Source organism: Gammaproteobacteria bacterium (genome assembly GCA_041395725.1).
In the GTDB taxonomy this organism is placed as follows: domain Bacteria; phylum Pseudomonadota; class Gammaproteobacteria; order Pseudomonadales; family Pseudohongiellaceae; genus NORP240.
Genome location: JAWKZW010000001.1, coordinates 2479921 through 2494769 on the forward strand (window position 1 = coordinate 2479921; position 14849 = coordinate 2494769).

The window sequence follows — 14849 nt, forward strand, 5'->3', positions numbered from 1 at the left end:
AGTCGAAACGCCAGCTGAGCGGCTGCCGTCATCTTTCGGTCGCCGCTCTCGCCTGGGTGAGCAGCTGCTGGACTCTTTGAGTTTGCTGCTCCATCCCCGGCATTCCTGCAGTGAAGGCAAGCCATTGCTCGTAGTAGGAGACCGCTGCGTCAGGCTCGTCCACCCGGTTGTGCAGCTGACCCAGGGCCAGAATAGCGCGGGCGTTTACATCAGGGCGAAGCTCGGGGATGGTAAGCAGTCTGTCAAAGGCTGAGATTGATTCCTGATACATCTCCAACTGCAGCAAGGTATTGGTATAAAAATTCAATAATGTGGCCTGTTCAAACGGATTCAGTTCGTCGAAGGCGAGGTAGAGTGCGTTCATTTCATTCAAAGCCTCCTCCCACTGGCCATCCAGCTGCCGTGCCTGAACCTCGGTCACCACCTCGAGCACTTGCTGGCTGAGGCGGGGCGCAGCCGGGTCATCCTCGGCGACAGAATCGCGATCGGTTGCTTCGGCTTGCGAGGCAGCCTGAGTTGCGGGCGCATTACCAGCCCCAAGGGTTGCCGCATCATTATTCGTGTTGGACAGGGCTGTCGAATTGTCAGAAGAGGGATCGTCGGCATTGACGCTTTCCGCCACGTCAGGTGCTGTTGCGTCCTGCTCCTGCCCGGAAGCCGCAGCCTCCTCGCGGAAATCTGCCAATGCGGTACTGCTGCGGACAGCCTGTTGCTCTGTTTCCGGGCCCCTAAGGACCAGGAGAGTCAGCACTGCCGCGGTGGTAACTACGAGAATGACAAGTATAAGTTTCGTATTCTTCATAGGATCTCCGCCCTGGGAACCCCCTGGCCGGTTACCGCAGAGCTCTGTGCTGACAACCGGCGGCTGACCGAAGGGTTCTTTATGATTATTATGTGATTAATATTATTGTGATTCTTGTGGTCTGGAGTGTCCGTCAATCAAGGGCAGTATTACACCGATTCAGCTGCAATTAAAGGCCTGGCAGCGCCGGCATTGGTGGAGGCAGAGCAGGTGCCTGGCATGGGCGGGACGCAATGCCGGGAGGTAAATCAGTTTGCAGCAGTGCTGTTTCTGGAGGTGAAAAACCGCAATCGGATCTGCTTCTCAATTTCGACAATGGCAAAAAATACCACGCCGATAGCCAGTGTAATCAGCCCGGCATGGAGCGGCACGGCGCGCGTTGAAAAAATTGCCTGCATGACTGGCAGGTAAGTCATGATGAGTTGCGCAATAACTACCACAAGAACTGTGATCCAGACAGCCCGTGTCCCCTTTACTGCCCGCCAGGTAAGAGAGGTGCCGTAAATGTTCCTGATAAAAAACAGTTGAAATATTTCCAGCACCACCAGCGTGTTAAGAGACAGGGTTCTGGCCAGTTCCACCGACAGCCCGGCCTCAATTGTAAAGTTGAACACGGCCAGCACGCTGATCACAAACAGGGCCGACACCAGGACGATATGCCAGGCCAGGTCTTTGCCCAGCAGCGGTTCTCCCCGCCGACGTGGAGGCTTATTCATGGTGCTGTCTTCGGTGGGTTCGAATGCCAGTGCCAGACCTAACGTCGGTGTGTTGATCAGATTGATCCAGAGAATCTGGATAGGAGAGATCGGCAGCGTCGAGCCCATTAAAAGCGCAACAATGATGACGAGCGCTTCGCCGGCACTGGTGGGTAAGGTCCAGCTGATCACTTTCTTGATGTTATCGTAGACGGTTCGGCCTTCGCGTATTGCCGCCACGATAGTCGCAAAGTTGTCGTCGGCCAGCACGAAATCCGCCGCTTCCTTGGCGGCCTCGCTGCCCTTGCGGCCCATGGCGATACCGGTGTCTGCACGCCGTAAGGCAGGCGCGTCATTGACGCCGTCACCGGTCATGGCCACTGCCATGCCATGCTCCTGCAGCGCCATTACCAGGCGCAGTTTATGCTCGGGGCTGGTCCTGGCAAAAATGTCGGTACCCAGTACCTGCTGCGAGAGTTGAGCGTCAGTCATCGCGTCCAGATCGACGCCGGTCAGCACATCGTTCGCATTCTCCAGACCGATCTGTTTGCCAATCGCCGCGGCAGTCCCTTTGTGATCGCCGGTGACCATTTTGACGCGTATCCCTGCCTTGCGACATTCCTTGATGGCGGAGATTGCCTCAGGGCGGGGAGGATCTATGAGGCCCACCAGGCCGACCAGTATCAGCCCCTGTTTGACGTCGTCTTGCTGCAGTGCCGTCTGCCCCGGTGCTGTCTGTTTGACTGCCAGTGCCAGCACCCGTTGTCCCCGGGATGCAATCTGTTCCGCCGTTTCATGCCAGGCTTCGTAGCGGAAAGGCTGCAGCGAGCCGTCACTCCCTCGTTCGAACTGGCTCATCGAGAATATCTGCTCGGGGGCGCCTTTGACGAACAGGAAGCCATGGCCGTTTTGGTCATGATGCAGGGTTGCCATGAAGCGATGGCTGGAATCAAACGGGATTGCGTCGGTGCGCTGCCAATCGCCTTTTTCCTGGCTCAGTTCCTGGCCCGCTTTACCGGCAAATGCCAGCAGTGCACCCTCCATGGGGTCGCCTTCCACTTCCCAGCTGCCCTCACGATTATGGATCGAGGCGTCGTTGCACAGCAGTGCCACACGGCTCATTTCTTCAATAACAGGGTGGTCAGCGCCATCGACCAGCTGGTCTGCGACGCGAAGTCGGCCATCTGGCTGATAGCCGAGACCATCCAGGGAAAATTCCTGGTCCCGGGAGTGGGCAGTAACAACCATCATCTCGTTACGGGTGAGCGTGCCGGTCTTATCCGTGCAGATTACGGAAACGGAGCCAAGTGTCTCAATGGCGGGCAACCTTCTGATGATGGCCTTGCGCCGGGCCATCGCCTGTACGCCAACTGCAAGAGTGATGGTGAGGACGGCCGGCAGGCCCTCCGGGATAGCCGCCACGGAAAGCCCGACCACCGCCATGAAGAGCTCGGTAAAAGCCAACTCCGATATCAGATAGCCGTAGCCGAGAAGAAACAAAGCGACCCCGATAATCACCGCCGTCAGCCACCTGGCGAAGCGATTCATCTGTATCAGCAGGGGTGTGGTCAGAGGCTCGACTTCGCCCAGCAGGCCGCCGATACGACCAATCTCCGTCCCGGTACCGGTGGCTACGACGACCCCTGTGCCCTGGCCGCTGGTGACGCTGGTGCCGCTGAAAGCCATGCAGACCCGGTCACCGAGGGCGGCATTCTCGTCACCAGGAACCTCAGCTTTATTTACCGGTACCGACTCTCCGGTGAGAATCGATTCCTGAATCTGCAGGCCGTTGCTGGTCAGCAGGCGCAGATCTGCCGGAACCCTATCGCCGGCCTCCAGCAGAACAATGTCGCCGGGTACCAGCTGCTCGCCCTCGATAGTAGAACGCTCACCGTCACGGACAACCGAGGCACGAATGGCAAGGATTTTCTGAATGGCAAGCATTGCCCGCTGCGCCTTACCTTCCTGAAGAAAGCCGATAATCGCATTGGCGACCACCACGGAAAATATGACCATTGAGTCTAAAAAATGGTTAAGGGTGAGGGTAATGAAGCCGGTAATGATCAGGACATAGATCAGGATGTTATTGAAGTGCGAGAAGATACGCAGCAACAGGCTGCGGGGTGGTGTTCTTGGCAGGGTGTTAGGCCCATAAGCGCTGAGTCGCTTCTCAGCCTCAGCCCTGGACAGGCCGTCAGCGCTGCTGCTCAATAGCGCAAGACTGGTCTCAGCCGGTATTGCGTGCCACTTATGCTGCTGCGTCTCTCTTTCCTGTTGCGCGGTCATGGTGGCAGCGAAAAATCCGAAAGCCCGTTGCTGGCGGGATGAAAATAACACTGAGCACCGAAAGCGTAACAAAGTACACCCTTGGTGTAACGGGAGATTTCGTCTGTAACCTGCGGGAGGCAGTGGATTCCGCTGTCAGGCAGCAATCGCTCAGCGGCTCCTGCGTTGTAATTTTACGGTATTCTTTCAGGTTCTTATGCAGGTCCGACAGGTCTGCGGCCGACACCATGCTGGCGAAACACGGTAACTTGCTGACGTTGTTAACGAGATAACCCGGACCAGGAATACCGCGATATTTGATACCCCCGGAAAGGTTGCTATTCCCTAATTACCAAGAGGTTCCCTAAAACGTGCCACTGACTTTCAGGCTGAAATCCAGCCCCGTATTGCTGCATTGATTCTCGATCTCTTCCAGAATTTCATCCGCAATGCGCCCGACAAAGCGCGTTCGTCTACGACATCTGACGTTGTTACTGGCGTTCTGAACATCCACCCGGTAAGTCAGACCGCGGCTGTCTCTTAATTCGGCGAACAGGTTGTAGCGCGGGTCGCCAATCTCGAACTCGATGTCGTCCACATCGTAACGGAACAGGCCGCCATCGATACGGTCGAAATTCTGGAAACCCCAGTTGAACCGCCATTCGGGGATATCATGGCGCAGAGTGAGTCTGAACTGACCCCGCATGTGCGACTGGAAGCGTCGTTCTATACCCAGAAAGGGGTCGGTTACCTGCGAGTCCTGTACCAGCAGCGATGGCGAGACCAGCAGGTTGGGCAGCCCGATCAGGCCCATTCGAACACTGGCAGACAGGTCAACCCCGTACTCCCTGCCATCGCCGATATTACCATTGGCCGACTGGAGGTTGTCGTCTGAAGGCGAGACATCGATGCGGTCAATAACATCCTGGTGATCGGCATAGAAAAGTTGGCCATTCAGCACGCCGACATCATTCGGCAGTCGATACTCGGTGTTAAAACTGTAACGCCATTGAGTCTGCTGACGCAGCTGGGCGTTGCCGGCAACCGTGTTGCGGTCGTTGTCCTGTTCATCGTTGGCGGCGACGAAATCGGAAAAACTGAGCTGGTTGACGATCCGTTCGATTGTGCCCCGAAGTTGTAAGGTCGGGGTCAGGTCGTAGCGAAGGTCCATTTTTGGCTTGAAGAAGGTGAAATCACGCTTGTTGGTGACGTCACCGGACTGAGAAATCTCTGAAACTTCATACAGCAGAGTAGATTCCAGAGAGAGCTTTGGAGACAGAGTCCAGTTATGAATCAGAAACGGCTCATAGCGGATTTCCTCCACCCGGGAATTTGCATTGGATATATTCTGAGGCACCAGCCCCCCCACCACGTCGGACGGGGTGCCGGTGGCGCTGAGCAGGCCCAGGGCGAGCCGGGAATCGAGTATGGTCTGGGCCCGTTCGACACCGAATTCAATATTCTGCTCGGAAAGGATATCCATGGTATAGGAGCTGCGCAGGATACGCTCTTCGGTCACACTGTCGGTATTCAGGTACAGGTTTTTCTGGAACAGCCCGTCGTCCTGCAGCTTGAAGCGCTGGCGGGTGGAATTCTGATTGTTCTGGTTGGCGATGCCCAGCAGCTTGAAGCGGTTACCATTGTCCCGGGTAAATTCGTAGTCACCGCCAATCTCCCAGTTGTCGCGGTCGAAGGGGTTGTCTTCCTTTTCGACGGTTAGGGTTTCCGGGGTGGTGCGCAGATTGCGGGTAATCCGATCCACCGTGCTGGGAGAATCCTGCACTGCATACAGGGCGTTCATGCGTACGCTGCTCCGGGGCGAGAGAGCGTAACTCAGGTTCATGCTCAGCTCGTTGTTGTCGCGCTCGTTGATGCGGTCTTCATCGATGGTGTCGTTGGGGAGAAAATCCGCAAGGATGCTGTGCTCGTAGGTTACGGTGTGAGTATAGTTCGGGTTACTGCGCAGGCTGAACAGATAGTTCAATCCACCGCTCTGGCCACTCAGAGCGACAGAGGCGTTAGGTGTCACGGTCTCGTCCTGAGACAAGGTTGCTGTTGCATCCCAGGAAATACTGTTAGTGGACAGGGCCTCGAACAGCACCACGTTGATTACCTGCCCGCTGCCCCGGACATCGAGTTCGCCAGAGGTGCCGCGAATGATCTGTATTTCCTGCACCTGATCGGCCGGTATCCGGCTTAACAGCCCACCGGCCTGGGCATTCTTGCCGGCGGTGCGCTTGCCGTCGATGAGTATGTCCGTGCCGCCGCTGCTGCTGCCAAGGCCGCGACCACCGCTGGAGGGGTTGCCGCCACCGGGCCCGCCGCCAGGCCCGCCCCCGCTGGTCTGCCCCGGTATCCGATTGAGCATATCCTGTGCAGTAATCGGCACCCACTGGTCGAAATAGCTGGCGGGATAGATGACCGTGGAGCCATCGTCGGAGATGTCCTGGGCTATCGCGGCGGGAGACAAGGCGCAGGCCAGGGTCAGGGTCACGACAGAGGCCAGGGTGGTGAGCCAATGCACTGGTCGGTCAGATTGCATCATTGTTCAGTTCCGGTATGGGGCCCTGCCAGGCGGGCAGACTGATTAGAAACGGTCGATTGTACCGGCAATTGAGCGAAACACCGCATGGCTGTTACAAAGTGTCAAGATTTTATGGGGAGCGTTGGTGCCTCGCTCTTAATTTGTGCTTATTCATGGGTTTTATTCTGGATTGCCCCGTGGCGGGGGTATTCTGGTTGTTGTTTTAGTTCTTTTTTGAGATCGCCCCACCCCGGGGGAACCTGCCGACGGAGCAACGCGCATCCCTCCGGGATTCCCTCCCTCGGTCGGGAGCCCTGGAAAACGGTCTCCCTCGGTCAGTCGGTGCTGCGTTTTGATCGCTCCGTCGGCAGGTTCCCCCGGGGTGGGGCTCGGTGCGGGATTCCATCCTCGGTGGATTGATGCAAGAGCGCTACCGCGCTTACTTCCCAGCTTCGCTTTTAATTCGATTAGCAATTACTTCCGTTTTCGTCGAAGTCGCTGAATGTTGGCTCCCGCTTAGCGCCGAGGCGTGGTCGGCGGGAGTTCGGTGGGCTGCAATCAAGGACAGGCCCCGCCCGGAGGGGCCTTCAGGCAAGCCCGCTTGCTTCGTTGCACTGCCTTGACAGGCCGACGCATGCCGGCGGCAATGCGCCTTGCCAGCAGACTCGTCTGAAGGCCAGAGCATTGTGGTAATTACTCAGAGGCTCCTTAGAGTGAGGGGACCCGGGACGGGCGCTGTCCGCAGCCCACCGAACTCCCTGCCGACTACGCCGCTCGAAGCCACAACGCGTCCCTCTCTCCATGTCCCTCTCTCCAATATACGCCCGCCTGAAAACCATCATCAATCAGAGGTTCCCCAGGGTGAATTCAGGGAAGGACGATCCAGAAAAGCTTGCAGAGTCTGCAGGCAGGAATAAGCCAGCTTTCTGCTGCGTTCCGGTGACCAGCCGAACTCAGAATCCGGGGTCGCCGTAGTATCTTTGAATGGCATTTCCAGAGTCATCGCCAGGCAGCCGTGCAGTGAGGCGGTCTGCGAAGTGCTCATGCCCATGTTGGCTTCGCCAGGGTTTTTCCGTCCATACCCCTGCTCAGTCTGAAAATCCCTGTTGAGGCCGGCCAGGGTGTTTTTGAAAAAGTCCAGCGCCTGCTGGTCATCCTCATTCCAGTCAGCCAGGCCTTCTGTGCCGGCGATAAAACAATAGGGCAGTGATTCATCGCCGTGGATGTCCATGAAAAAATCCACCCCGGTTTCAGACATTTTCTGTTTCACCAGATAAACCTCCGGGCTGTATTCCATGCTGGGATTCTGCCACTCCCGGTTCAGGTTCCGCCCTGCGGCATTGCAGCGTAAATGCCCCCGGCGACTGCCGTCGGGGTTCATGTTCGGTACCACATAAAAGCGGCATTGCTCCAACAGGCTTCCGGCAAGCGGGTCGTCCGGATTCAGCAGACAATCGAGTAAGCCCTCCATCCACCATTCGGCCATGGTCTCGCCCGGATGCTGTCTGGCCATAAACCAGCAGTTTTTCAATGGTCTGCCCGGTGTAACGCTCGCGGGGTCCTGTATTGTTAACAGGTCCAGATCCTGCCCATCCAGTGTCGTACCCAGACGCGTGAGGGATGTCAGCCCAGAGCAGGCTGCCCTGGCGATCAGATCATGGTGTCGCTCCATCGAGTAAGGCGCAAAGTAACTGAAATAAACGCTATCGTGCTCCGCCAGAAAATCGATGCTCAGGATCCCGTCACGGAATTCAGTTGGATGGCGTAACCAGGTCTGACGATCATAGGAATAAACCACCCGGTAATTCCTGAAGCCGTCTGGATAGGTGGCCTGACCTGCGTTCACAATATGAATTCTGCAGGAAACTCCCCGGGCGCCAGTCAGGCGGAAATAGAACCATTGGAAAAATTCGGACTGGTTGTCAGGAATTATTTCCAGGCGAATAGCATTGCTGTTGTCGCTGGATAATACCGAAATATTGCCACCGTCAAAATTGCTGCTTACGTTCATATTGTCCGAAGTCCGTTTTACTGAGCGCAGTGTGATTCTGGTATGTGTCCGCTGTGCACCATCGCGTATCCAAGGTTTCCTTTGCTCAACAGCCGCAGCGCGTTCGGCGCTGGTGAGTCTGCAGGTATGAAAAACGCGGTGACTAGGAGGTGCCACCCGGGAGTCGCGCCGCGTGAATAGTCTGAGTGTTGTCTGGGTTGCAAACCTCAGCAGGAGACCAGTTTGCCGGCCTCCACGCTGGTGTAACCGGTGATGCGCCAGCCGGCGTCGGTTCTGCCCAGAAAGTAGACCAGACTGCCGACGGACATCTCGGTGTTGTCTTCGGCGTAGCGGGTGTTATAGCCACTTACGATCGCCATGCCCTCGTTGAGGACGCAGACATTCTCGACTGTGAACTCGGAATGATCCCACCCCCGCTGCAGCAGACCGATAAGAGAACGTTGCCAGCCAACCAGAGCCTCCGCGCGGTTCAGGCTCATGTTGATGCCATTGGCGCCATAGGTCATCCATGGAACCGTAAAGACCTCATCAGGCATCGCGTCCATATTGCGTTCCGAGAAGTAGCGGTAATACAGAGCCATATGCGCCGCAGCCTCAGCGCTTACGCGGGCTTGCATGCTGTCAGTCTGAGCCTGCAGCGGATTCATCCCGGAAAAGGCAACAACCAGGGTCAGGCATGCCAGTGACAAATGGGTAAGATGTCGCATCGTTGGGTTCCTCAAAGATTGATGGTAATGCCGAGGTGGCGGTCAGGTACTCAGACCCGCTTGCGCAGAGTATAGGTTAAACAGTCTGAAATCGACAAACGCCCGGGTGCCAGAGATTTAATGGGATGTCGGCTGATTGGTCGTCCAATCGGTACAAAGCAACTGTCAACCAGTCCCCTGTTGGCACGTTGAAAACCCTGACAGGTAAAAAACCCAGTGCACCTGAAAATGTCGCACGACGCGATGAAAACAGTAACAGGAGACAGATTATGAAATTACTGACAGCTACAGTTGCCATTCTTGGACTTTCAGTCTATTCCCAGGCGGGGATGGCCCAGACTGATGCAACCGACGACCGCGGGGATCGCATTGAGCGACGGCTGGACAACCGCGGTGATCGTATCGAGCGACACCTGGACCAGCAGGGTGACCGGATCGATCGTCGGCTGGACCGTAAGTCACGGCAGGCCGACCTGGCTGGACGGGAACGGCTGTCGGATCGACTTGATCGCAAGGGCGATGTGATCGACCGGCGCCTTGATCGTCGCGGCGACCGTATTGATCGCGGCCTTGACCGCCAGGGTCGCAGGATCAACCGGCGAGTTGACTGAGACCAGGTGTCAGGCCAGGAAGTAATCTGACCGCTATCACGGCAGTTTCAGGGGTACTTCACTACGCGCGGTGTTCAAGGCGCTGGACAGGTGGTCGATGCATACCACAGGGCCTGTGGCTAATTCAGTCTGGCAGCGCTGAGGCGACCATTTTTTGCGAAGCAAAGGAAGATTAACAACCTGGAACGATGAGAAGGGATTTGGATTCGTCACCCCCATGACAGGGGGTGAGCGGATCTTTATTCATATCAGCGCCTTCCGAAATCCTGCCCGGCGGCCCTGTCTCGACGGGATTGTTACGTACACGCCTGCCACGGATAAAAAGGGCAGGCCATGTGCCATTGACGCCACGCTATCTGGTGATCGTCTTAACCGTGGCGTTAAGAAGAGCTCACCACATAATCGCTCCCGTTTGCAGATCAGGCTGGCGGCGGTGTTCCTGGCTCTGGCGACAGTGGTAACACTCCTCGGCAGAATCCCGCTGCCGGTTTTCGGCCTCTACCCGGTGCTCAGCCTGGTTACCTATTTTGCCTATGCCCTGGATAAATCGGCAGCAAAAAAGGGCGCCTGGCGCACCCAGGAAAGTACCTTGCATGTATTGTCCCTGCTCGGTGGCTGGCCGGGGGCATTGCTCGCCCAACAGAAACTTCGCCATAAATCCAGTAAGCGGGAATTCCGGCTGGTCTTCTGGGTTACTGTGCTGATGAATTGCAGTGTATTTCTGTGGCTGCTTACTGAATCGGGCTATCAGTTCGTTCAGGGGCTGGCGGTGCTGGGAAACGGATAGTCGTGACGTGGGCTTTATAAAAGGGAAAGTAGAGCGGGGTTCCCAGGTGGTTGCCGCCCTCAACCCGGGTCGGTAGACGGTAACCCTCGAATTCCCGGAATTCAGAAAGATATCCACCGAAAGGTTGCGTGCGGAAGACTTTGCCCGGGTTTTCATTGCTCCAGCGCTGGATCAGTACCCTGGTCGGTTCACCCGACGGGGCGACAGTGATGTCCACCGACTGACGCAAGCCATTGAAGACCACCACCGCCCGGGCGCTGTCTTCGCCAAGCGGCTCCCAGCTTATGTGTTCGCCCGGCAGAAGGCTTGCCGGCGCCCAGAAGGCCCCCTCCGCTATGACACGCCCGAAGGCTGAGCGATGGTGGTCCGCGCCACCGACGCGAACCAGGGGCAGCAGAGAAAAAAGCCAGAAACGTGTCCAGGACGCTTCGGGTGTGGTTCCGTCTGAACCGCTGATGGGGCCGGCCCACAACCGCCAGACAAGTCCAAAAGGCGGGGCCAGGATCTGCTGTGCGCGCATGGGCCGATAGTTGGGTGCATCGCGGGTGCCGAGACCAAGCTCACCGGTCATGTGGAGTTCGATGACCGTTTTCAGTAAAGCGCCAGGACGAATTGTATAGTTAAAGTAGCGTCTGGCAGGCTCCGGCAGGTCTTTGACGAGAGCGGGTGTGTAAACGGCCTGTGGTGCGCTGGCCAGCTCTGTGAGGTGCCGCCAGGCTCTTTGCTCGGCGCGCTTGTCGCTGCCGCGCCAGAGCAGCAAAGCCGCAACGCTGGTAATCAGCGCGCCGGTGAGATACCAAAGCCAGTTCATAGTTACGGACAGTCTCCACCTCAGGTCAGCTATCGATTTTCGGGCATTATGCCCCCGGGAGAGTCAGATTTAAACCGGCCCGGGCAACCCGCTGAACTCGAACAGGCGCTGGTGGTGCTGCAGCGGGCGAATGCCCTGCAGATAGAAGACCAGGCGTTTACTGACGAGTTGAAGAGGTGGCTGCGTTTCAATCCTGGAATGGCTCTGGAAACCTGTGATGGTCTGCTCAGTATTACATCGGGCAATCCCAGTGCGCCCGGCTGGCTCGGGCCACTCTTATTTAATCTGCTGTTCAAAAAAGGTCCGGAACTCAGAAAGATGGCGCGGCAGTTGCGATGTTCCGCGGGTCTTGCTGTGTTTGTTGCACGTGAAGAAAGCCCCACGGGCTGGATTGAAGCAGGGCGGAGTGTCGAACGCTTCGCCTTACAGGCCACTCTGCTTGGTGTTCGGCATGCCCATCTGAATATGCCGGTCGAGGTTGCGGCGGTGCGGCCGGCTTTTGCTGAGTGGCTGGGGATGCCGGGCCGCCGCCCCGACATCGTTCTCCGCTTCGGTAAGGCGCCGCCGATGCCGATGTCGGTGCGGCGACCGATTGGTGAAGTATTCCTGCCTTGACAGGTTGATGCATGCCCGCGGTAGTGCAGCAAGCCAGCTGGCGGAGCTGTCCACCAACATTGCGTGACGTGATCAGGGAGCCGCTACGGAAGCCGGTACGCCACGACCTCATCCGTTGCGGTGATCACCAGATACTGTCTGCCGTCATTACCCAGATAGGTCATGGGATTGGCATTGCCTCGTGCGTTCAGCTGAGTCTCCCACAGCTGGTTGCCGCTGCTGGCTTCCAGGGCCCGGAAGCGGTTGTCATCGGTGGCAGCAATAAACAGCAAACCACTGCCGGTAATCAATGCGCCCGCCCGCCCGGGCCGGCCGGTGTTCTGACGACCCGCGGGCAGAGTCTCGCTGACCCCCAGAGCCCGCTGCCAGACCAGTGCCCCTGTCGTGGTGTCGACGGCACTCAACTGCCCCCAGGGGGGTGCCTGGCAAGGCAGGCTCTGGCCATTCAGTTGCACCTGGAAGGCGGACGGTCGCGGCCCGCCCAATTGATACCCGATCTCTGTGCCAGCGGACGCGTCTTCAACCCAACCCAGTGTCCCGAGGTTGGCAGCAAACACAAACGCCAACCGGGAGCCGGGGTCGTAAGCGACGCCGCCCCAGTTGGGGCCGCCCGCCAGCCCGGGAAACAGCAGGGTGGTGCGGGGCGGTGAGCCGGCGGCACGGTAAACCCAGGGCGTATAAGGACCGTCGTTGACCAGTAGGCCGTTCTCCCGTGCCAGCTCTGCACAGGCCGTGGCGTGTTCAGCAGTGGTCTGCTCAGCCGTGATCAGGTTGGCGGCGGTGTAACTGACCCGCGCCATGGGAGGCGTTACCGTAGGGACAGGCTGGGTTGGATACGCCTGTTCGCCGGGAACCTCACTGCCGGGCACCGGTATTTCTGCGACGTCAAAAACCGGCTCGCCGGTGGTGCGATCAAGAACGAACAGGTAGCCTGACTTGGTGGTGATGGCGAGCGCGGGAATCCGCCCCTGCGGCCCCTCGATAGTGAACAGGCTCGGCGCCGCGGGAGGGTCGTGATCCCACAGGTCGTGATGAATGGTCTGAAAATGCCAGACATAGTCTCCGCTGCGAAGATCAACCGCCACGATCGAGTTGGCGAACAGGTTGGAGCCGCCCCGATCCCCGCCGTAGGCGAATGGGATGGGCGAAGCCAGCGGCAGGTAGAGTAATTCCAGTTCCCGGTCCATTGTGAAGTAGAACGGCCAGGCATTGGCACCGAGCCTGTTCACCCAGCTGTTACCCTCCCAGCTATCGTGACCGGTCTGTCCCGGTTGCGGCACCGAGCTGAATTCCCAGAGTAATTCGCCGGTCAGTGCATCATAGGCGCGGGGATTGCCAATACCGCCGGGTGCGCCGGGAGGTGTGTTGGCACCGACCACGACGATATTGTCATAAACAAGCGGCACCGACAGGTAAGGGACGGCCAGACTCACCTGCCCGTTATTGCCGAATGTCGGCACCGGCTGACCGGTGGCCGCGTCCAGTGCCAGGAGGCGATCGAGAGCGGTAAAAATAATGCGCGCTGCCTGGCCCTGTCCGCCGGGCCAGTAGGCTACGCCGCGCCGGGAGGGTCGCCCGTCGGCCAGTTCATAGCGCCAGATTTCTGTTCCGTTGACGGGATCCAGGGCTACGACCCGGTCTGCTGCCGGCAGGTACATGACGCCTCCGACGACGATCGGGGTAGCCTGGGAGTTGGCTGACGGGGCGCGCGCACCTTCACCGGCATCGGGGTTCAGCTCATAACGCCAGGCTGTCGTTAGCTGCGCCACGTTGCCCGGATCAATCTCGCTGAGGGGCGAATAGCCGTTGCCGGTCAGGCCGCCCCGGTACATCGGCCAGTCATTGCCGACTTCCGGTTCTAAGGACTGGGTCTGGGTCTGAGCCTGGGTCGGGGCCGCAACGAGAATGAAGAGTAAAGAAAGAATGGAAGCTACTCGAAGCCTGTTCATGGCTGTCAACACCTCACTGTAATTTGCCGCAATTTGTTCGCCGCAATCAATTCCCGACCGCCGGTGCGCGGGCCTGGCTTCTGCTACAGCCGTCGCCATCGGGAGCAGGCAATGATTTCATAACCCGTTAGCAAGATCCACAAGTGTTAGCGACGGGGATTTTGGGTATTGCGATACCGGAAGAGGTTCCATAGACTAGCGGATCGTGAAAGGCGTTTTTGAGGCAGGTGCTGCAAGGGGAAACCGGCGAAAAAGTGAACCGGCTGTTAAAGGGAGAATGAGCATTTTGAGGCTTCATTTGACGCTGCAGCAGCCACGCAGAGAGTTTATTAACAGCCGGTCAGGGGCGTGTTCCCGGCGGTTGGGGCGGGGGCCGGATGCCGTTACGGCCTGAAACAGGCCTCATGCAGAGCCAGCGGGACAAAGCGGATAACAAAAATAAATAATAAGAACACATAATAAGAACAATAGGGAGACAATCAATGCGACATAAGTATCTCACAGGACTACTGCTGCTGATTATGGCTATGGCCATGCAAACCGGCTGGGGCCAGCAGGCTATCGCGCCGGATGCCTATGGATTCGTAATAGGCACGCCGGATAAACTGCTGCCGCCGGAAGGCGAAAGGCGCATTAATATCGTCGGTGACCCGGCAGAACCGGGGCTTTATGTAATTCGCATCACCTTCCCACCGGGGGCCGGGAGCCGCCCCCACTACCACAGTACTGCCAGGTATATCACCGTGATCAAAGGCACCTGGTGGATTTCCTCCGGCCCTGAGTCAGACGTATACGACCCCGACAACATGCAGCCGGTGCCTGCCGGCAGCTTTCTCTATCAGCCGCCCGAAGGCCACCACTACGACATGGCCAAGGACGAGGAAGTGGTTGTTCAGATAATGGGAATGGGGCCAGTTGTCACTACTTCGATTCCGCAGCAGGGCGATCAATAGAGAGAATTCCCCGACCGGCTTTCGCGCTCGGTTTCAGACGTCAGCAAACAGGGGCGGCCCAGGTCCCTTCCTGTCCGGCTGTCGTAATACCGACGCCAGGGGTCAATTTGTGGTACAAT

At 57.8% G+C, this 14849-nt stretch carries 11 protein-coding genes; 4 read left to right on the forward strand and 7 right to left on the reverse strand.

Annotated features, from left to right (window positions below; translation table 11 throughout):
* Nucleotides 1–28: 28 nt before the first annotated feature.
* From R3F50_10925 to R3F50_10945, 5 genes are all read right to left on the reverse strand, one after another.
* Nucleotides 29–802: a hypothetical protein gene (locus tag R3F50_10925; GenBank protein ID MEZ5490819.1), complete on the reverse strand. Its 774-nt coding sequence runs from the start codon at nucleotides 800–802 to the stop codon at nucleotides 29–31.
* Nucleotides 803–1050: 248 nt separating this feature from the next.
* Nucleotides 1051–3783, reverse strand: a complete 2733-nt coding sequence (locus R3F50_10930; GenBank protein MEZ5490820.1) for a cation-transporting P-type ATPase — start codon at nucleotides 3781–3783, stop codon at nucleotides 1051–1053.
* A gap of 343 nt (nucleotides 3784–4126) precedes the next feature.
* Nucleotides 4127–6307 (reverse strand): TonB-dependent receptor plug domain-containing protein, encoded by a 2181-nt coding sequence (locus R3F50_10935; GenBank protein MEZ5490821.1) that lies wholly within the window; start codon nucleotides 6305–6307, stop codon nucleotides 4127–4129.
* An 820-nt stretch (nucleotides 6308–7127) separates the two neighbouring features.
* A complete protein-coding gene (locus tag R3F50_10940) occupies nucleotides 7128–8297 on the reverse strand; it encodes a M14-type cytosolic carboxypeptidase (GenBank protein ID MEZ5490822.1) in 1170 nt (389 codons plus the stop codon).
* Nucleotides 8298–8503: 206 nt separating this feature from the next.
* Nucleotides 8504–9004 (reverse strand): hypothetical protein, encoded by a 501-nt coding sequence (locus R3F50_10945; GenBank protein ID MEZ5490823.1) that lies wholly within the window; start codon nucleotides 9002–9004, stop codon nucleotides 8504–8506.
* 269 nt (nucleotides 9005–9273) lie between these two features.
* Here R3F50_10945 and R3F50_10950 point away from each other — a divergent pair, with 269 nt between their 5' ends.
* The gene (locus R3F50_10950; protein MEZ5490824.1) at nucleotides 9274–9615 is read left to right on the forward strand and encodes a hypothetical protein; all 342 of its coding nucleotides are present in this window, start codon (nucleotides 9274–9276) and stop codon (nucleotides 9613–9615) included.
* 154 nt (nucleotides 9616–9769) lie between these two features.
* On the forward strand, nucleotides 9770–10402 hold the full coding sequence (locus tag R3F50_10955; GenBank protein MEZ5490825.1) for a cold shock and DUF1294 domain-containing protein: 633 nt from the start codon (nucleotides 9770–9772) through the stop codon (nucleotides 10400–10402).
* Here R3F50_10955 and R3F50_10960 read toward each other — a convergent pair.
* A complete protein-coding gene (locus R3F50_10960; GenBank protein MEZ5490826.1) occupies nucleotides 10347–11213 on the reverse strand; it encodes a DUF6544 family protein in 867 nt (288 codons plus the stop codon). The two genes, R3F50_10955 and R3F50_10960, sit on opposite strands and share 56 nt — an antisense overlap.
* Nucleotides 11214–11261: 48 nt before the next feature.
* On the opposite strand from R3F50_10960, the gene R3F50_10965 reads away from it, so the two are divergent.
* Nucleotides 11262–11828 carry a hypothetical protein gene (locus R3F50_10965; protein ID MEZ5490827.1) on the forward strand — a complete coding sequence of 189 codons (567 nt, stop codon included), beginning with the start codon at nucleotides 11262–11264 and terminating at the stop codon, nucleotides 11826–11828.
* Between the two features lie 83 nt (nucleotides 11829–11911).
* Here R3F50_10965 and R3F50_10970 read toward each other — a convergent pair whose 3' ends face one another.
* Entirely contained in the window at nucleotides 11912–13777 is a 1866-nt protein-coding gene (locus R3F50_10970; protein ID MEZ5490828.1) for a PQQ-binding-like beta-propeller repeat protein, read from the reverse strand.
* 482 nt (nucleotides 13778–14259) lie between these two features.
* Between R3F50_10970 and R3F50_10975 the strand changes: the two genes are divergently transcribed.
* The gene (locus R3F50_10975; GenBank protein MEZ5490829.1) at nucleotides 14260–14730 is read left to right on the forward strand and encodes a cupin domain-containing protein; all 471 of its coding nucleotides are present in this window, start codon (nucleotides 14260–14262) and stop codon (nucleotides 14728–14730) included.
* Nucleotides 14731–14849: the final 119 nt, after the last annotated feature.

Excerpts from the sequence above, each read along its gene's own strand:
- R3F50_10925 (MEZ5490819.1), bottom strand. The coding sequence starts at position 802 with ATGAAGAATACGAAACTTATACTTGTCATTCTCGTAGTTACCACCGCG.
- R3F50_10930 (MEZ5490820.1), bottom strand. The coding sequence starts at position 3,783 with ATGACCGCGCAACAGGAAAGAGAGACGCAGCAGCATAAGTGGCACGCA.
- R3F50_10935 (MEZ5490821.1), bottom strand. The coding sequence starts at position 6,307 with ATGATGCAATCTGACCGACCAGTGCATTGGCTCACCACCCTGGCCTCT.
- R3F50_10940 (MEZ5490822.1), bottom strand. The coding sequence starts at position 8,297 with ATGAACGTAAGCAGCAATTTTGACGGTGGCAATATTTCGGTATTATCC.
- R3F50_10945 (MEZ5490823.1), bottom strand. The coding sequence starts at position 9,004 with ATGCGACATCTTACCCATTTGTCACTGGCATGCCTGACCCTGGTTGTT.
- R3F50_10950 (MEZ5490824.1), top strand. The coding sequence starts at position 9,274 with ATGAAATTACTGACAGCTACAGTTGCCATTCTTGGACTTTCAGTCTAT.
- R3F50_10960 (MEZ5490826.1), bottom strand. The coding sequence starts at position 11,213 with ATGAACTGGCTTTGGTATCTCACCGGCGCGCTGATTACCAGCGTTGCG.
- R3F50_10965 (MEZ5490827.1), top strand. The coding sequence starts at position 11,262 with ATGCCCCCGGGAGAGTCAGATTTAAACCGGCCCGGGCAACCCGCTGAA.
- R3F50_10970 (MEZ5490828.1), bottom strand. The coding sequence starts at position 13,777 with ATGAACAGGCTTCGAGTAGCTTCCATTCTTTCTTTACTCTTCATTCTC.
- R3F50_10975 (MEZ5490829.1), top strand. The coding sequence starts at position 14,260 with ATGCGACATAAGTATCTCACAGGACTACTGCTGCTGATTATGGCTATG.